Origin of the sequence: Shewanella sp. N2AIL (genome assembly GCF_022690845.1) — a bacterium.
In the GTDB taxonomy this organism is placed as follows: domain Bacteria; phylum Pseudomonadota; class Gammaproteobacteria; order Enterobacterales; family Shewanellaceae; genus Shewanella; species Shewanella baltica.
The window spans coordinates 59050-76859 of sequence record NZ_JALBYT010000015.1 but is presented as its reverse complement, the minus strand read 5'-3'; the positions used below and the strand labels follow the sequence as shown (position 1 = coordinate 76859).

Sequence of the window (17810 nt, the reverse complement as noted above, 5' to 3'; positions counted from 1 at the left end):
TATTTTACTCGCCTTTATGGAAAGCTGACCACTTAATTGAGTCAAAACAGATACTATTGGCTCAGCGAAAAGTAGGTACTGACATGTACACAATGGATAGCAATAAAATGAAAAGAGTCGTGATCACCGGAATGGGTGTTGTTTCAAGTATCGGTAATAACAAGCAAGAAGTGACCGAGTCACTGAAAGCGGGCCGCAGTGGTATTACGCATTCAGCTCAGTTTGAAGAGATGCAATTACGTAGTCATGTATGGGGTGACATCAAGTTAAACCCAGCTGAGCATATCGATCGTAAGGCATTGCGTTTTATGGGCGATGCCGCTGCCTATGCTTACATAGCCATGCAAGAAGCCGTTAGCGATGCCAATTTAACTGAAGAGCAATATTCAGATCCGCGCGTCGGTTTGATTGTCGGTACAGGCGGTGCATCATCGTCTAACCAAGTGCAATCTGCCGATACACTGCGTGAAAAAGGCGTTAAACGTGTTGGTCCGTATATTGTGCCTCGCATCATGTCGAGCACGGCCAGCGCTTGTTTAGCCACGCCATTTAAAATTAAAGGCATGAACTATTCTATCAGTTCAGCCTGTGCAACCAGCGCTCACTGTATTGGTCACGCCGTTGAACTTATCCAAATGGGTAAGCAAGACATGGTGTTTGCCGGTGGTGCAGAAGAAGTGGATTGGACACTGACCATGGGCTTCGACGCTATGGGTGCACTGTCAACTAAGTATAATGCCACACCCGAAAAAGCCTCTCGTACCTATGATGCAGACCGTGATGGTTTTGTGATCTCTGGCGGCGGCGGTATTTTAGTGGTTGAAGAGTTAGAGCATGCTCTGGCTCGCGGCGCAAAAATTTACGCTGAAGTGATTGGTTATGGCGCGTCTTCAGACGGTTATGACATGGTAGCGCCATCAGGCGAAGGCGCAGTGCGTTGTATGCAAATGGCGATGATGGATGTCGATACCCCAATCGATTACATCAACACTCACGGCACTTCAACGCCAGTGGGCGACGTGCGCGAATTAGAAGCGCTACGTGAAGTCTTCAAAGACAAGTGCCCACCGATTGCATCGACTAAGTCTATGACAGGTCATGCATTAGGCGCCGCAGGCGTACATGAAGCGATTTACAGCTTAATCATGATGGAAAACAGCTTTATTGCCCCAAGCATCAATATCGAAAATCTGGACGACGCGGCGAAAGATATGCCTATCGTTCGTGAATATCGCGATGCTGAGCTGAATACAGTCATGAGTAACAGCTTTGGTTTTGGCGGTACAAACGCCACGCTAGTGATGCGTAAATTCAAATAAGTTTGTTTATCAAACGCGATAGAAGGGAAGCTTAGGCTTCCCTTTTTTATGGGCGATTTTTGTAAACCTGTTGCATCGACAAGGATTTATCCCATTAGTCTTGTTAGAATACCGAGCATCTTGATGCCTTCCATTCCCACTTTTATCCGATCAGGTGCCCATGAAGATTTTAGTCGATGAAAATATGCCCTATGTTGAACCGCTATTTGGCGATCTCGGGGACATTATTCCTGTTAACGGCCGCACGTTAACCGCCGAGCAAGTGCGCGAGGCCGATGTGCTATTAGTGCGCTCGGTCACCAAAGTGAATGCCGAGTTGCTCTCAGGCAATAATAAGCTGAAATTTGTCGGCAGTGCCACCATAGGCACAGATCATGTGGATTTAGCCTATCTTACCGAGCGGAACATTCCCTTTTCAAATGCGCCAGGTTGCAATGCGACTGCGGTCGGGGAGTTTGCTTTTATCGCTATGCTGGAGCTAGCGCAGCGGTTTAATTCGCCGCTTAAGGGCAAAGTTGTCGGCATAGTGGGCGCGGGCAACACTGGCACTGCAACGGCTAAATGCTTGCAAGCCTATGGTATTAAAGTACTGCTTAACGATCCGATTAAAGCTGCAGAGGGCGATCCGCGCAGTTTTGTGAGCTTAGATACCATCATGGCGCAGGCCGATATCATTAGTTTGCATGTGCCCATCACGCGCACGGGCGAGCATAAAACCAAGCATTTGTTCGATGAGGCGCGCTTAAAGGCACTCAAACCCAATACATGGTTAGTGAATTGCTGCCGCGGTGATGTGATAGATAATCAGGCGCTTATTAAAGTGAAGCAGCAACGTGACGATCTTAAATTAGTGCTCGATGTGTGGGAAGGCGAGCCAACACCTCTGCCCGAGTTGGTACCATTGGCAGAGTTTGCTACGCCGCATATCGCAGGTTACAGTTTAGAAGGTAAGGCGCGCGGCACTTTTATGCTCTACCAAAACCTGTGTCAGTTGTTGAATATTACTGCCGATAAAAGCCTGCTGGATCTCTTGCCAACCTTTAACATTAAGGCGGTCGAACTTGCGACAGCGCCGAATGAAAAAGCGTTATTGCAGCTCGCGCGTTTTGTCTATGATTTGCGCGATGATGACAAGATGTTCAGAAATACATTCTTAAATGAGAATGGCTTCGACACTATGAGAAAAAATCACCAACATAGACGCGAATTTAGTGCATTGGCGCTGGCTTATGACGGTCAATCTGAGGTAGATTGGTTGTCCAATTTAGGTTTTTCAGGAGTCGGTCAGTAGCTATGTCACAGGAATTTAATGTTGTCGTTTTAGGTGCATCGGGCGCAGTGGGTCAAACAATGATAGAGATCCTCGAAGAGCGTAATTTCCCGGTTGCCAATTTGTACCCTTTAGCCAGTAGCCGCAGTGCCGGTGAAACGGTCAGCTTTCATGGCAAACAAATTACCATTCTCGACGTAGAAACCTTCGATTGGACCCAAGCTCAAATTGGTTTCTTCTCCGCAGGGGGTGATGTTTCCGCCAAATGGGCACCGATTGCGGCTGAAGCGGGTTGTGTTGTTATCGATAACACCTCGCACTTTAGATACGACATCGATATTCCTTTGGTCGTACCCGAAGTGAATCCGCATGCTATCGCCGATTTCCGCAATCGCAATATCATTGCCAACCCAAATTGCTCAACCATTCAAATGCTGGTGGCGCTTAAGCCTATTTATGATGCCTATGGTATCAGCCGCATTAACGTGGCAACGTACCAGTCAGTTTCGGGTACAGGTAAAAAAGCCATTGAAGAGTTAGCGCATCAGTGCACTAAACTGCTGCAAGGTTTGCCTGCTGAAGCCGAAGTTTATCCAAAGCAAATTGCTTTTAACGTATTGCCGCAAATCGATAAATTTATGGATAACGGCTATACCAAAGAAGAAATGAAAATGGTCTGGGAAACCCAGAAAATTTTCGGTGACGATGAGATCTTAGTGAATGCAACCGCGGTACGTGTACCTGTGTTTTATGGTCACTCGGAAGCCATTAATATCGAAACTCGTCAACCTGTCGATGCAGAAGACGTTAAAGCTTTACTGCGTAATGCCGAAGGAGTGGTATTGTTTGAGTCAGATGATGACTATCCAACGGCTGTAACCGATGGTGCTGGTACCGATCCGGTTTATGTTGGCCGCATTCGTAAGGATATCTCTCATTCTCACGGGATTAACCTGTGGGTGGTGTCAGACAATATTCGTAAGGGCGCAGCCTTGAACAGTGTGCAAATTGCCGAGATCTTAGTGAGAGATTATTACTAAGCACGAGATTGCATTTCATGCCCATTGAAAAAGCCTGCTGTCAGCAGGCTTTTTTTGTTTTACAATTGTGAACAGTAGCAGGGCAGGGATTTCTGGTTTATAGTAATCTCAATAAATACAATTGCCTAAAGCCTGTTATCAGCGAGATAACTTTATAGCGCTTCAAAGGGAAGGATTGATGAAATTTCGCACTTCGTATCTTGTGGGTCTAATGGCCACTGTTTTAGCTGTTTCTTCTACCGCTTATTTTATTGATCCCGCCGTTGCAGCAGATACGCCAAGATTAAAACCCTTAAAAATCATGGGTCCAGACGGACAGATCCGTCAAGTTAATCATCAATATGGCCCAACGACATCTAGAGACACTTTTTGGAGCATAGCGCAAAAAGTCCGTCCCGATGCCAGTGTCAGCGTCTATCAAGTGATGGCCGCGCTATATGATGCTAACCCCCATGCGTTTAACTCTGCCAGCTACAACAGTTTAGAACGTGGCATGATCCTGCTGATCCCGTCTAAAGAAGTCATGCTGTCGATTCCCAATAGTATGGCGATAGCAAGAGCAGAGCAAAGCGACAGACAATCCCGTGCGCCAGCGAAAGCGACGCAGAAACCAGCTGCTAAAGTGACCACGCAAGCCCCTGTTACTGCTCCTGTCGTGATTGCTGAAACCAAAGTGATCACTGAAACCAAAGTGACGCCGCCCAAAGTGCCAGTGGTAGAAACACCGGCGCCAGACAAGCCTAAGATGCTGAGCTCTGATGTAACCTCGCGCTTAGAAGCAGCTGAAAGTAAAAATCTGTCATTAACCGATGAATTAGCTCGCACCCAAGATCAACTCACTGTCCGAACTTCAGATGTTGAAGCGCTAAAAGTGAAAGTTGAAGAATTGAATCAACGCATTGCCGTGCTAGAAGAAACCCTGCAAGCCAGCAAACTGCAAAATCAAGCTTTGAAAGCTGAAGTTGAAGCTGCCCAAACGCCAGAGATGGCAACGGGAACGGCTGAAGCTGAGACTCAGGCTCCCGCTGAGCCCGATGATTTATGGCGTAATATCCTTAATAGTCCAGTGTTAATGATTGCTGCCGCTGTGATCCCTGCCTTGTTCTTGTTACTGGCGGTGTTCTGGTTGCTGCGCCGTAAGCGTAATAAAGAACGTCGTGAAATGCAGGCGCAAGAAGCGGTTATGGCCGCGGGTGCTGCTGGCGTTGCCGGTACTGCCATCATGGACATGGATTATGACGACTTAGATGATATGGCGGTGCATTTAGATACCGACCATGCCGACTCTATCGATAGCCTACTTGATATGGGCAGCGTCGATTTACAGCCTGAGCAAGATTTGACTGACTCAAACGATCAGATGGATATGGCGTCTGAAATGTTTGTCGATCCGGGTCTCTCTGCCGAACCTGAGGTTGAAGACGAAGGGCAATCTCTTGATGACCTGTGGGCCGAAGCCATGGGCGATCAGGAAGAGGATATTGTTGAGGAAAAACCTAAATCTGACAATATTCTTGAGGAAGCCGATCTCGATGCGCTATTAGCGGGCCTAGATTCAGAAGACAACACTGAAGCTGAAGACGATTTAAGTGAATTAGAGCGAAACTTTGCTAGCGATTTAGCTGAAGAAGACGACGTTGAAGTAGAAGATACTCAACCTGCCAACGAAGCCGTCGCCGATGACGATGATCTTGATGCCTTACTTGCCGAGTTTAGTGTTCCTGCTGAAGATCCAGAAACGGCAAAAGAACCTGCAACAGAATCTATTGATTCTGACGATGAAGATCTCAGTGCCGCCATCGCCGCAGAACTCGATGATGAGCTAGATGATGAACTGGGCGGAGAAGAGGTTGATGATATCGATGCCCTATTGGCCGATTTCGATAAACCAACGCCAGCCGCTGAACCTGAAGTCGAGTCTGATATTGGCGCTGAAATTGCTGCCGAGTTAGATGCCGAACTTGATGAGCTGGGCGTAGAAGATACCGACGACATCGATGCCTTGTTAGCAGATTTCGATAAACCAGCAGAACCTGAAGTTGAGCCTGATCTTGGCGCTGAAATTGCCGCCGAGTTAGACGCAGAGCTGGATGAACTGGGCGTAGAAGACACTGACGATATCGATGCGCTGTTAGCGGATTTTGATAAACCAGCAGAGCCCGAAGTGGAGCCTGATCTGGGTGCTGAGATTGCCGCCGAGTTAGATGCAGAGCTTGATGAGCTTGGCGTAGAAGACACTGACGATATCGATGCGCTGTTAGCCGATTTCGATAAACCAGCAGAACCCGAAGCTGAACCTGATCTTGGTGCTGAAATCGCCGCCGAGTTAGACGATGAACTGGATGAATTAGGCGTAGATGAATCCGATGATATTGATTCGTTGCTGGCGAGTTTTGATGCTGAGCCTGAAATCAAAGTTGATGCTGAAGACAATGCCGAAAACGATACCGAAGATGATGCGATCAGTGCAGAAATTGCCGCAGAGCTAGAAGCTTCGTTACCGGAAGATATCAAGGGCGAAGCGTCAGGCGATGAAGATTTAGATGCGCTGTTAGCTGAATTTGATGTGCCAGAGCAACTCGATGCCGATGAAGATGAATTCGACTTCGATATGGAAACGGCGCAGCTTGATGCGGACGATAACGCCACAGATGAAGACAATTTACTCAAAGGTATTGGTGCGTCTCACTCGATTGACGGCACTGATGATACTTTCTCGTTAGTCGAAGAGTTGGGTGAAGATGATGATTCTGACGCCCTGACTACGGCTGCAGCCACTTTGGCCGCCGCTACCGCGGCAGCGAGTGTTAAGGAAAAAGAGTCTTCTTTCTTTAATGATTTAAAAGCCAATAAGAGCAAAGATCCCCACGTGCTCGATTGGGACTCAGAGCTTGATTTTGCGCCTAAGGCCAAACCTGCTGCGACGCCAGCCGATGCCGCCGCTGAAACGGATGTCTATAATGTCGAGCCTAATGCCGATGCTTCGCGAGCTGATACGCCGGCTCCGGATGATGCGATTCAAGAGAAGCCGATTAAGGCGACGCGTAACGATGTTGATTTTATTGAAGATTTTAAACTCGATACCCAAGAGGATGCTGACGATTCTGAGCAAGGCCTCGATTTAAGCGACGACAATGTACTCGCTGCTTTCACGGCCAATACCGATTTTGATGACGATGAAGATGTGTTGACATCAGAAGACAGTTTCTCACTCGTCGATGATCTCACTGTCGATGAAGCGTTAGCTGCACTCGATGCCCAAGAGTCGCGTAAAGCGCAGAAGAAGTTTGTTCCTGAGCATGATTTAACGAATTTCCAAAATGAAAACGGCTTTATCGACATCGACAAGTTGTTGAATGATGCCGATGAAGACGGCACTGATACCGATTTGTATTCGGAAGTCGACGTGGAAATGAGTGATGTCGGAGCCTTAATCGGCGATGCCGCGATGATTGATGTCGATGATGAAGAAAACTCAGTCAACGCTAAGCTGGATTTAGCCCGCGCTTATATCGAAATTGACGACAGCGACAGCGCCAAAGCCCTGCTCAAAGAAGTGCAAATTGACGGTAACGAGCGCCAGCAAGATGAAGCTGGACGTTTACTCAAAGAGATGAGTTAATCCCGATTGAGAGAGTTTCAACCTAACGGCGCCTTCAGCGCCGTTTTTTTATGGGCTGCTGTGATAAAATGCGCCGCTAAATCAATTGTGAGGAAAAGTGGATGCGGATTGCATTAGGTATTGAATATGACGGCAATGGTTATTTTGGCTGGCAACGTCAGGCCGAAGTCGATTCAGTACAAGCGCAATTAGAACGGGCGTTATCGATAGTGGCCAACGAGCCTATCGGCGTCTTCTGCGCTGGCCGTACCGATGCGGGCGTGCATGCCACGGGCCAAGTGGTTCATTTTGAAACCAATGCCATTCGTAATGAAGGCGCATGGACCTTAGGGGTGAATGCCAATTTACCCGACAATATTGCGGTGCGTTGGGTTAAAGAAGTCGACGACAGTTTTCACGCGCGCTTTTCGGCCACAGCCAGACGCTACCGTTATGTGATTTATAATCACAGTTTTCGCCCTGGGATTTTACGCCATGGTGTCAGCCATTATCACGGCGATATTGATGCAGACAGAATGCACCAAGCGGCGCAGGCACTCTTAGGTGAGCAAGATTTTACCAGCTTTCGCGCAGTCCAGTGCCAGTCAAAAACGCCGTTTCGTAATGTACATTGCGTCAATGTCACGCGCCAAGGCATGTATGTGATTGTTGATATCGCCGCCAACGCCTTTTTACATCACATGGTGCGCAATATCGTCGGTTCATTATTAGAAATCGGTTTAGGCAATCAGCCGCTGACGTGGATGGGTGATTTGCTCGCGTTAAAAGACAGAAACCAAGCCGCAGCAACGGCTAAACCCCATGGGCTTTATTTGGTTGATGTGACTTATCCAGAACAATATCAATTGCCTAAGCTCGCCCTTGGGCCATTATTCATGTTGGATTGAAAAGATCTTATTTGAGAGATTATCGAATACGAGGATGTACGGACATGCTAACAGCGCCAGCGTCAAATGCAGCATTGGAACAGTGGTTGGATTATTTGTTATCCATACATCCAACCGAAATCGATATGGGATTAACCCGTGTTTCTAAGGTCGCGCAAACCCTTGGCCTATTAGATTTAGGCCAAAGCAAGATAGTCACAGTGGCAGGGACGAATGGTAAAGGCACGACTTGCGCCATGCTGGAAAATATTCTGCGATTATCGGGTTTGACTGTGGGCGTATACAGCTCGCCGCACATGCTGAAATACAACGAGCGAGTGCGTATTAATGGCAGCGACGCCAGTGATAGCGCCTTTGTCGCCGCCTTTGAACAAATTGAAGCGGCGCGCGCCGAGATTTCCCTGACCTTTTTTGAATACGCCACGCTTGCGGGCCTGATACTGTTTAAAGCCGCCAAGCTGGATGTAGTCATCTTAGAAGTCGGTTTAGGTGGACGGTTAGACGCCACCAATATTATCGATGCCGATATCAGCGTGGTGACGTCGGTCGATTTAGATCATGAAAGTTATCTGGGGAATACCCGTGAACTCGTCGGCCGAGAAAAGGCGGGTATTTTCCGTCACGGTAAAGCTGCGATTGTCGGCGAGCCCAACTTGCCGCATACAGTCAATGATGTTGCTAATGAGGTTGGCGCCATCTTGTATCGCGTCGGCAACGAATTCAGTTACCAAGTCCATGGCAATCTGTGGGACTTTCAAGGCCAAGTGCTCAAACTACACGATTTAGCGTTACCGACCTTGCCGCTACCTAATGCGGCCACGGTATTGGCCGTAATTGAACAGGGTTGGCCGGATATCGCGCCCGCTATTATTGCCGAGGGTATTAGCACGGCTCGGTTAACCGGTCGATTAGAGCGGGTGAGTGAGCAGCCGTTAGTACTACTCGATGTGGCGCATAATCCCCATGCGGCGCGTTTTTTGGTGCTGCAATTAGCGCCAATGGTTGTAGGTAAACGCGTATTTGCCCTTTGTGGCATGTTGAAGGATAAAGATATTGCGGGCGTGTTGCCTGTGATCCATCCTCTGGTCGACACTTGGTATTTAGTGAGCCTTCATGGTGAGCGTGGCGCGAGTTCTGCCATGCTACGCAAAACCTTAGCACCCGAGGCCAGCGCATTTGAGTTTGAGGGCATAGCTGAGGCATGGTCGGCATTAAAAGCGCAAATTAACCCAGATGATGTGGTAATTGTGTTTGGCTCCTTTTACACTGTGGCAGGTTTTAAGTCTCAATTTATGCAGGAAGTCCGTTTTGTCTAGCCAGTTTCATAATCGTTTAGTCGGCACTGTGGTGCTGGTTGCGCTTGGAGTGATTTTTTTGCCGGATATTTTGGATGGCAAAAAAGATCGCCAAGAAGAGCAGTTTTCCGAAATACCTTTGCGTCCGACTATGATTGAGCAGCAAAAAGCCGACGATGATATGTTTGAAGTCTTGTCGGCCGAAGATGCTGCTGCGCTGAGTGGGGCTGATGTTGCCTTAGCTGAGACAGGCAATAATGCCGACAGTGACAAGTCAGCTGCCATCGCTAAGCAAGACGTTAAGGCGGATGTTAAACCCGAGGTGAAGAAGCCAGAGGTTAAGCAAGCAGAAGTTAAAAAGCCGGAAGCGAAACCAGAACCTAAAAAAGAGCCACCTAAGGCGACGGTAAAAACGGAGCCCGCTAAAAAAGCTGAGACTAAAGCGCCAACCGTCGCTAAGACTGAAAAGCCCAAAGCAGAAACGCCAAAAGCCAGTGCTGCCCGCCGTGACAGCTTAAAAAGTGGCTTTACCTTGCAGCTTGGCAGTTTTAACAATGCAACCAATGTTAAAGCCTTGATTGCACAGCTACGTAAGAGTGGTTTTAAAGCGTACACTATCCCTGAAAATCCTAAAGATGGCGTATTAACCAAAGTGTTTGTCGGGCCAGATGTGTCTGAGGCAAAGCTGAAGAAAATACAAGTTGAGGTGGAAAACCTCACGCGTCTTAAGGGCTGGATTGTTCCTTTTAATCCCTTAGAATCTTAATGGTGATATAAGATCAGCGACTGAAAATGATTTATTTACCTCTCTAGGGGTGAGAATCGTTTCAGTCTCTGGTAGAATCGCGCCGTCTTAAAGCCCATGTCGGAAAGCCATCTCAATGGTTTGGATTGATTACGCTATCATATTCGTCATCGGATTATCGACTCTCATCAGTCTAATCCGCGGATTCGCCAAAGAAGCCATGTCCTTAGTGGTATGGTTCGCGGCTTTCTTTGTTGCCAGCCAATTTTACCAAGATCTTGCCGTTCACTTAACTCAAATGAACGATGAGATGCTGCGTAATGGCGTTTCTATTGCCATCCTCTTTATTACCACTTTGGTACTCGGCGCCTTAGTTAACTATATTCTCGGACAACTTGTTGTCAAAACCGGATTATCTGGCACTGATAGGCTCTTGGGCCTGTGTTTCGGTGCTATTCGAGGCGCGCTAATTGTGAGCGCCTTGCTGTTTTTTATGGATGCTTTCACAGGTTCGCCCAACACCCAATGGTGGAAGGACTCTGTGCTAGTGCCCGAATTTGGCGTTGTCATTCAATGGTTTTTTGACTATTTGGAAAACACCTCCAGCTTTGTACCCAAACTATAAGAAAGAAAATTAATTAATCCTAAGTGATGGAAAGTAGCAATCGCTTAGGTATGTACGTCACTCCTGTTCAAGGGTTTATGCCTAAAAACAGGGTAACTGTGAGCGCAATAGCAAGTTTAGGCGTGCGATTGCGATTAACAGGTCAGTGACGGGATACCTTGGCGACCGATAGGTAGCACTTAAGCCGAAAGGCTAGAGGTTTACTTTATCATTTGCTTATATTTCAACATGAAAGGGCATAGAACATCTTACAATGAGGAAGCTTACCCATGTGTGGTATCGTCGGAATAGTTGGCCAATCATCGGTTAATCAGACCATTTATGATGCACTGACAGTGTTGCAGCACAGAGGTCAGGATGCGGCAGGTATTGTGACCATTGATCGTGGTGCTTTCAGACTGCGTAAAGCCAATGGTCTGGTCAAAGACGTTTTTGAAGTCAAACACATGCAACGCCTACAAGGTAATGCAGGTATTGGCCATGTGCGTTATCCAACTGCGGGCAGTTCAAGCGCATCTGAAGCGCAGCCTTTCTATGTTAACTCGCCATTTGGGATCTCTTTAGCCCACAACGGCAACTTAACCAATACAGTCGAATTAGCCGAAGGGCTGATCAAAAAACGTCGCCATGTGAACACCACTTCGGATTCTGAAGTGTTGCTCAACCTGTTGGCTGACGAACTGCAAAAAACCACTAGTTTGACCCTGACGTCGGAAGAAGTGTTCGATGCGGTTGCTAACGTACACCAGCAAGCTCGTGGTGCCTACGCGGTTGTGGCTATGATTATCGGTCAAGGCCTAGTCGCGTTCCGTGACCCATTTGGTATTCGTCCTCTGGTGTTAGGTAAGCACGAAACGCCAACGGGTACTGAATATATGGTCGCTTCTGAAAGCGTGGCACTCGATGCCGTCGGTTTTGAAGTGATGCGTGATGTGGCGCCAGGTGAAGCGATTTACGTGTCAATTGATGGTCAGCTGTATACCCGTCAATGTGCAGCAGAACCTAGCTACGCCCCTTGTATCTTCGAATTCGTTTATTTTGCCCGTCCAGATTCGACGATCGATAAAGTGTCTGTTTATGCCAGTCGCGTAAACATGGGCGCTAAGCTTGGCGAGAAGATTAAGAAAGAATGGTACGATCACGATATCGATGTGGTGATCCCTATTCCTGAAACTTCTTGCGATATCGCGCTAGAAATTGCCCGTTGCATGGACTTACCGTACCGCCAAGGTTTTGTGAAAAACCGTTATATTGGCCGTACTTTTATCATGCCGGGTCAACAGGAACGTAAGAAGTCAGTGCGTCGCAAGTTGAATGCGATTAACACTGAATTCAAAGGCAAAAATGTCTTGCTGGTGGACGACTCTATCGTTCGCGGTACGACGTCTGAGCAAATCATCGAAATGGCCCGTGAAGCGGGTGCCAAGAAAGTGTACTTTGCCTCTGCCGCGCCGGAAATTCGTTTCCCGAACGTATATGGTATCGACATGCCAACGTCAAACGAGTTGATCGCCCATGGCCGTGATGCCGATGAAATCGCCAAGTTAATTGGTGCCGATGGCATTATTTTCCAAGACTTACCTGATTTAATCGAAGCAGTAAGAATGGAAAATCCAGCGATTAAACGTTTCGAAACCTCAGTTTTTGATGGTCATTACATCACTAACGATGTAGATCAAGCGTATTTAGATCACTTGACGCAACTGCGTAATGACGATGCTAAAGCGGATCGTAACAAAGATATCGGTACTAATTTAGAGCTGCATAACGTTTGTCACCCATAAGGTGAAACGTTAGGCGGATAAAAAGCCAGTGGTAATGTCACTGGCTTTTTTTATGGATTTTTTCTGAATTGGTAACCGCCACTTGGGAAAGGTGCCGCGATTAGGCGAGGGGAAACTTTTCTGAGTGTTAGTTCTCGACATCCGCATGCGAGGCTGCAGATTTTTTTAAGACATAGGTTCGTTGCTTATCCCCAGATCCACAGCAGCATCCACACCCCGAATAAGCTGCTTAAGCTATGGCGGGTGACTTGGTGTTTTAGCAGTAGCGATAAGCTCACCGCAATGGGCATTACTAGCATGAATCCCCAAGCTAAAGGCATGTCGATGATTTTCATTTGTCCCAGCCAAGTGTTGGTGAGCATACTTATGGCGAGTAACATTAGACTATGAAATAGCACTAACTGATTAAATCTTAATATCAATGCCGGACTGATTGTCATCGTCTGCCGTGCATTTATTGCAAACTGCCTCATAGCTACTCCTCTAAAATTTAGTGTATTCTAGTAGTTGTTGAGAACTATTCGCAATTGAATTTACACTTTAGCTTTGGTATTTAAGCTCGGTTTGTCACAGAAATTTGCACTCAACGGGCGTTTGGGCTAAATTATACTGTAATTATATCCAGTGCTTGGTGTTTGTATGATCCTCTATATCGCTGAAAAACCTAGCCTAGGGCGGGCCATTGCCGATGTATTGCCTAAACCCCATAAAAAAGGCGATGGATTTATCGAAGCCGCCAATGGCGATTGTGTGTCTTGGTGCGTAGGTCACTTGCTCGAACAAGCAGAACCTGATGCCTATAATCCTGAATTTAAGTCTTGGAAATTCGAGCACTTGCCAATAGTGCCGGACAAGTGGCAACTAAAACCTAAGGCCGCAACCCGTAGCCAACTCACAGTGCTGAAACGATTAGTCAAACAAGCCAACACGTTGGTCAATGCGGGCGATCCCGATCGTGAAGGGCAGTTACTTGTGGATGAAGTGATTGCCTATCTTGGCGTGACGGGGGATAAGCTACATCAAACTCAGCGTTTACTGATCAGCGACTTAAACCCACAAGCCGTAAAACGGGCGCTAACGCAGCTACGCAGTAATCGCGAGTTTATTCCTTTGTCCACATCGGCCTTAGCCCGTAGCCGCGCCGATTGGCTCTACGGCATGAATATGACCCGCGCTTATACCATCCAAGGTAAAAAGGTTGGTTATCAAGGCGTATTGTCCGTCGGGCGAGTGCAAACTCCTTTACTCGGGCTAGTGGTGCGCCGTGATGAAGAGATTGCCAATTTTCAATCTAAACCTTTCTATGAAGTGCTAGCGCATTTGGCGACCGAAAAGCAGGAAACCTTCAGCGCTAAGTGGCAACCCAGCGAAGCTTGTCAGCCGTATATGGACGAAGAAGGGCGAGTACTAGCCAGAGGGTTAGCACAAAATGTGGTGAGTCGCATCAGTGATAAACCTGCCTTAGTGACTCAATTAGTGGCTAAGGACAAGAAACAGAATCCGCCTTTGCCCTATAGCTTATCCGCGTTGCAGATTGATGCGGCAAAACGGTTTGGCATGAGTGCTAAGGATGTGCTCGATACCTGCCAGAGTTTGTATGAACGCCATAAACTCATTACTTATCCCCGCTCCGACAGCCGTTATTTACCCGTCGAGCAACATAGTCTAGCGCCGTCGGTTCTTAAGGCGATTAGCAGCGGTGCCGCTGAGTTACTGCAAGGCGCCGATGCCCCCGATCCACGGCTTAAATCCAAGGCATGGGATGATAAAAAAGTGGATGCCCACCACGCCATTGTTCCAACCGAGAAGACGGCTAACTTATCCAGTTTGAGTCAGCGTGAGAGGCAGTTATATCTTCATGTGGCCCGCCAGTACTTAGCCCAGTTTTATCCGGCCTATTGTTACAGTGAAACCACGGTACAAGTGACAATTGAGGGCGGCTTATTTAATACCAAGGCGCGTCAGGATAAATCTCTTGGCTGGAAGCAGCTCTTTGCCCGCCAAGAGCCAAATGGTAGTAAGGCGAGTGGTAACAAGTCGACTGAAGAAAGCGCGGGTAAGGATGATGAGGAGAATGACGAGTTTATCGGCCAATTACCGCCTCTGAAACTAGGGCAGGCTTTGCATTGTACTCGAGGCGAGTTACTTGAGAAAAATACTCAGCCGCCAAAGGCCTTTACCGATGCCACTTTACTCGGTGCTATGACGGGGATTAGCCGTTACGTAACCGACCCTGAGATCCGTAAAATTCTCAAAGAAACTGATGGCTTAGGTACTGAAGCCACCCGTGCAGGCATTATTGAATTACTGTTTAAACGCGGTTTTTTACAACGCTTAGGTAAATCTATCGTTTCGACGGATGTGGGTAAGGGATTAATTAACAGCTTACCCGCGAGTGCAACAACGCCTGACATGACAGCCCTGTGGGAAGCTAGCTTGAACGGTATTTGTCATAAAGAAACCTCCTATCAAGCCTTTATGCAACCGCTGCTAGGCACCTTGTCCACGCTTATTCACAATGCAGGAGCACAACTGCCCACCGCGCTTAATGGTTTAAAAGGCCAAGGTTATCGTAAAACGGCTGGGAATAAATCTGGTTATCGCAAGTCGCCTTATCGTAAAGCCTCTAGCTCTGCAAAACGCACTGGCACGGTAAGTACCGCTAAAACAAGTACAACGACAAGTAGCAGTGCGAAAAAGTCGAGTGCGAGTTCAGGGACTCGGAGTCGAACACGCAAAGTGGCTGCTGAGGTTTGATAGGCACGAGTGTCATTGGTTTTAGGGGCATTTCCGGCCATTAAACAATGGCAGGAAATAGCTCTAAATTTTGGCAAAAAAAAGAGTAAACCAAAATGGTTTACTCATACGGAAATAGGTCGTTGAAACTTGCCAAAATCACTCAATAGATGAGGAGCAGGTTTATAATGTCAGCGTTAACTTAATTAGCCCTTAAAATTAACCTTTATCTTAAGGTATCGCCTCGGTTTAAGCTGATGAGCTTATCCAGTATGTGCTCACCATCCATGCGAATGCCGTTGTGTTCATATTCTGACGTTAGCCAATACTTTAGCCTGCCGACCTGTTGCGCGGTTTCTAGGCTGTATTGCATCTCGACAAACATATCTTCACTGTAAATGGCTGCGGCAACGGGGACGCGGTTTTGCGCCAGTTGTTCAAGATTATATAGTGCAGGCCAATCTGATTTATGGGCAAGGATTTCTGCCGCGGCTTTAAGCGGTACTAAATGACTGAATTGGTCAAACATCCAAGGGTAAATCATCTCGCCGGTGAATAAAAATGGTTTACCTTGCTGATAATTAAAGGCGGGGAATTGTTGTCTTACTCTGTGTGCCGCCCATTGTGAAGCCGAGTGTTGGCAGTAAATGGCCTCATGCAGCAGGGCAAAAATCGGGTTAGTGTTGTAATCGAGCATTTGACCGAAATGATTTAAAAATAACGGATTAACGACTGCCCCTGAAGCTGTGTTGATTAAGGCCTGCTCAAGTAAATAATAAACCGATTCAGGCCCTTGCTCCATTCCGATATTAATACCCAGCAGCTGCAACATTTCAACCGTGAGGCGTTCTCCCGTTGCTAAATACACTTCATTTTCAAGCAAATGTTTTGCTAAGCGAGTGACTAAATGTTGGGCATCGTGGAAGCGTTGGAAAAATTGTTTATTCTTCGCCAGTACGCGTTGATAAGTCGCAAGATAGACATCATCGGCGCTGCGGATTAATGACGGTATGCCACCGGTGATATAGGCTTCGCTGACACCTTGAGGGGCGGCGCTTAAATAATGTAATACGCAAAACCCCCCGAAACTTTGGCCAAGAATTGCCCATTTATCGGCGGGGCAAAGCTGGGCACGAATCGTCTCGGCATCTCGAATAATATTGTCAGCCCTGAAATGGCTTAGATACTCAGCTTGAGCTGCGGGCTCTAAGTGTTGCAGGCTTTGGTAATTAATAGGTGTTGATAAGCCTGTGCCGCGTTGATCGAGTAATAATACCCGATATTCTTTTAATGCGCGGCGGATCCAGCCGCTGTTGCTGGCGGGGCGCATGGCCGCAAATCCCGGGCCGCCTTGGAAAAACACGATATAAGGTAGCTTTTTATCTTTGTTTTCTGGGCTACAGAGTTCTCTGGCAAACACTTGGATTTGCTCTGCAATCGGATTTTGATAGTTGAGGGGCAAGGTAAAAGTATGTTTCTTCGCCAGCACTCCGGCGAGAATAATATCGGGTTTCATCAAACAACCTTAATGGCAGAGGATCATGTTATTGTGATTGGCAGATTGTATACCCAAATAACCTGAAGATGCAGCAACCTAGGCGAGTTGAAACACGTATCTTCAACTACCTTGGGTATAGACCAAATAGTTTATGCAGCAGGCTAGGATTATTTGATTAGCTTTTGGTGAAGATCAATTTTTCCATTTTAAATTTGAGCCATGATGAGTTTCTTAGCGTAATCTATCGCTTATGGATAACACGAGATTGAAGCTATGAAGTATCAGATTATTCCAGTGACACCCTTTCAGCAAAATTGCAGCCTGATCTGGTGTGAGAAAACCAAGCGAGCTGCGGTCGTGGATCCTGGTGGCAATATTGACAGGATCCAAAACGAAGTAACAAAACTTGGACTCGTTCTCGACAAAATTATCCTTACCCATGGACATATCGATCATGTTGGTGGGGCAAAAGCTTTGGCACAAGCGGCCAATGTGCCGATTATCGGTCCACATATTGCCGATAAATTCTGGATTGAAAACTTACCTAAGCAAAGCCAAAACTTCGGTTTTCCCCATTGCGATGCCTTTGAACCGGATCAATACCTGCAGGACGGCGATAACGTGCAAGTGGGTGAACAAAGTTTGTCTGTGCTGCATTGCCCTGGGCATACGCCGGGACACATTGCCCTTTTCTCTGCCCAATCTAAGTTAGCGTGGGTGGGGGATATATTGTTTAGAAGTTCAATCGGCCGCACCGATTTTCCTCAATCAAATCATCAGGATTTAATTCACTCGATCACCGAAAAACTGTGGCCCTTAGGCGTCGAAGTCGAATTTATTCCGGGGCATGGTCCTATATCAACCTTTGGTGAAGAGCGCGAGCATAATCCCTTTGTCGCGGATCAACTTTTACTCTAAGTGTCACGTTATTAAGAACTGTTTGATTTGTGAGCGATAATCACTCGCAAATCAAACGATTATTTCCACGA

At 47.1% G+C, this 17810-nt stretch carries 13 protein-coding genes; 11 read left to right on the top strand and 2 right to left on the bottom strand.

The window, feature by feature from the left end; translation table 11 throughout:
- Nucleotides 1-107: 107 nt before the first annotated feature.
- The 9 genes from fabB to purF all read left to right on the top strand — a co-directional run bounded on the left by fabB (nt 108) and on the right by purF (nt 12587).
- Nucleotides 108-1319, top strand: coding sequence for a beta-ketoacyl-ACP synthase I (gene fabB, locus MO387_RS10920; protein ID WP_037391053.1), 1212 nt, complete (start codon nt 108-110; stop codon nt 1317-1319).
- A gap of 160 nt (nt 1320-1479) precedes the next feature.
- Complete coding sequence (locus tag MO387_RS10915; protein ID WP_242326271.1) at nt 1480-2610, top strand: 4-phosphoerythronate dehydrogenase; 1131 nt, start codon at nt 1480-1482, stop codon at nt 2608-2610.
- A gap of 2 nt (nt 2611-2612) precedes the next feature.
- The gene (locus tag MO387_RS10910) at nt 2613-3629 is read left to right on the top strand and encodes an aspartate-semialdehyde dehydrogenase (RefSeq protein ID WP_006085463.1); all 1017 of its coding nucleotides are present in this window, start codon (nt 2613-2615) and stop codon (nt 3627-3629) included.
- A gap of 178 nt (nt 3630-3807) precedes the next feature.
- Nucleotides 3808-7251 (top strand): FimV/HubP family polar landmark protein, encoded by a 3444-nt coding sequence (locus tag MO387_RS10905; protein ID WP_242326269.1) that lies wholly within the window; start codon nt 3808-3810, stop codon nt 7249-7251.
- A gap of 101 nt (nt 7252-7352) precedes the next feature.
- Nucleotides 7353-8138 carry a tRNA pseudouridine(38-40) synthase TruA gene (gene truA, locus MO387_RS10900; RefSeq protein ID WP_006085461.1) on the top strand — a complete coding sequence of 262 codons (786 nt, stop codon included), beginning with the start codon at nt 7353-7355 and terminating at the stop codon, nt 8136-8138.
- A gap of 44 nt (nt 8139-8182) precedes the next feature.
- Complete coding sequence (gene folC / locus MO387_RS10895; RefSeq protein WP_107948180.1) at nt 8183-9454, top strand: bifunctional tetrahydrofolate synthase/dihydrofolate synthase; 1272 nt, start codon at nt 8183-8185, stop codon at nt 9452-9454.
- Nucleotides 9447-10199 (top strand): cell division protein DedD, encoded by a 753-nt coding sequence (gene dedD / locus MO387_RS10890; RefSeq protein ID WP_107948178.1) that lies wholly within the window; start codon nt 9447-9449, stop codon nt 10197-10199. The genes folC and dedD overlap by 8 nt, the downstream gene beginning before the upstream one ends.
- 115 nt (nt 10200-10314) lie before the next feature.
- The gene (locus tag MO387_RS10885) at nt 10315-10803 is read left to right on the top strand and encodes a CvpA family protein (RefSeq protein WP_006082220.1); all 489 of its coding nucleotides are present in this window, start codon (nt 10315-10317) and stop codon (nt 10801-10803) included.
- A gap of 269 nt (nt 10804-11072) precedes the next feature.
- Entirely contained in the window at nt 11073-12587 is a 1515-nt protein-coding gene (purF, locus tag MO387_RS10880) for an amidophosphoribosyltransferase (protein WP_006085457.1), read from the top strand.
- Between the two features lie 185 nt (nt 12588-12772).
- Here purF and MO387_RS10875 read toward each other — a convergent pair whose 3' ends face one another.
- Complete coding sequence (locus MO387_RS10875; RefSeq protein WP_107948176.1) at nt 12773-13060, bottom strand: hypothetical protein; 288 nt, start codon at nt 13058-13060, stop codon at nt 12773-12775.
- Between the two features lie 166 nt (nt 13061-13226).
- Here MO387_RS10875 and MO387_RS10870 point away from each other — a divergent pair, with 166 nt between their 5' ends.
- Nucleotides 13227-15344, top strand: a complete 2118-nt coding sequence (locus tag MO387_RS10870; protein WP_107948173.1) for a DNA topoisomerase III — start codon at nt 13227-13229, stop codon at nt 15342-15344.
- A 205-nt stretch (nt 15345-15549) separates the two neighbouring features.
- On the opposite strand, the gene MO387_RS10865 is transcribed toward MO387_RS10870, so the two are convergent.
- Nucleotides 15550-16839 carry an alpha/beta fold hydrolase gene (locus tag MO387_RS10865; RefSeq protein WP_012089581.1) on the bottom strand — a complete coding sequence of 430 codons (1290 nt, stop codon included), beginning with the start codon at nt 16837-16839 and terminating at the stop codon, nt 15550-15552.
- A gap of 255 nt (nt 16840-17094) precedes the next feature.
- Between MO387_RS10865 and MO387_RS10860 the strand changes: the two genes are divergently transcribed.
- Nucleotides 17095-17739, top strand: a complete 645-nt coding sequence (locus MO387_RS10860; RefSeq protein WP_107948171.1) for an MBL fold metallo-hydrolase — start codon at nt 17095-17097, stop codon at nt 17737-17739.
- Nucleotides 17740-17810: the final 71 nt, after the last annotated feature.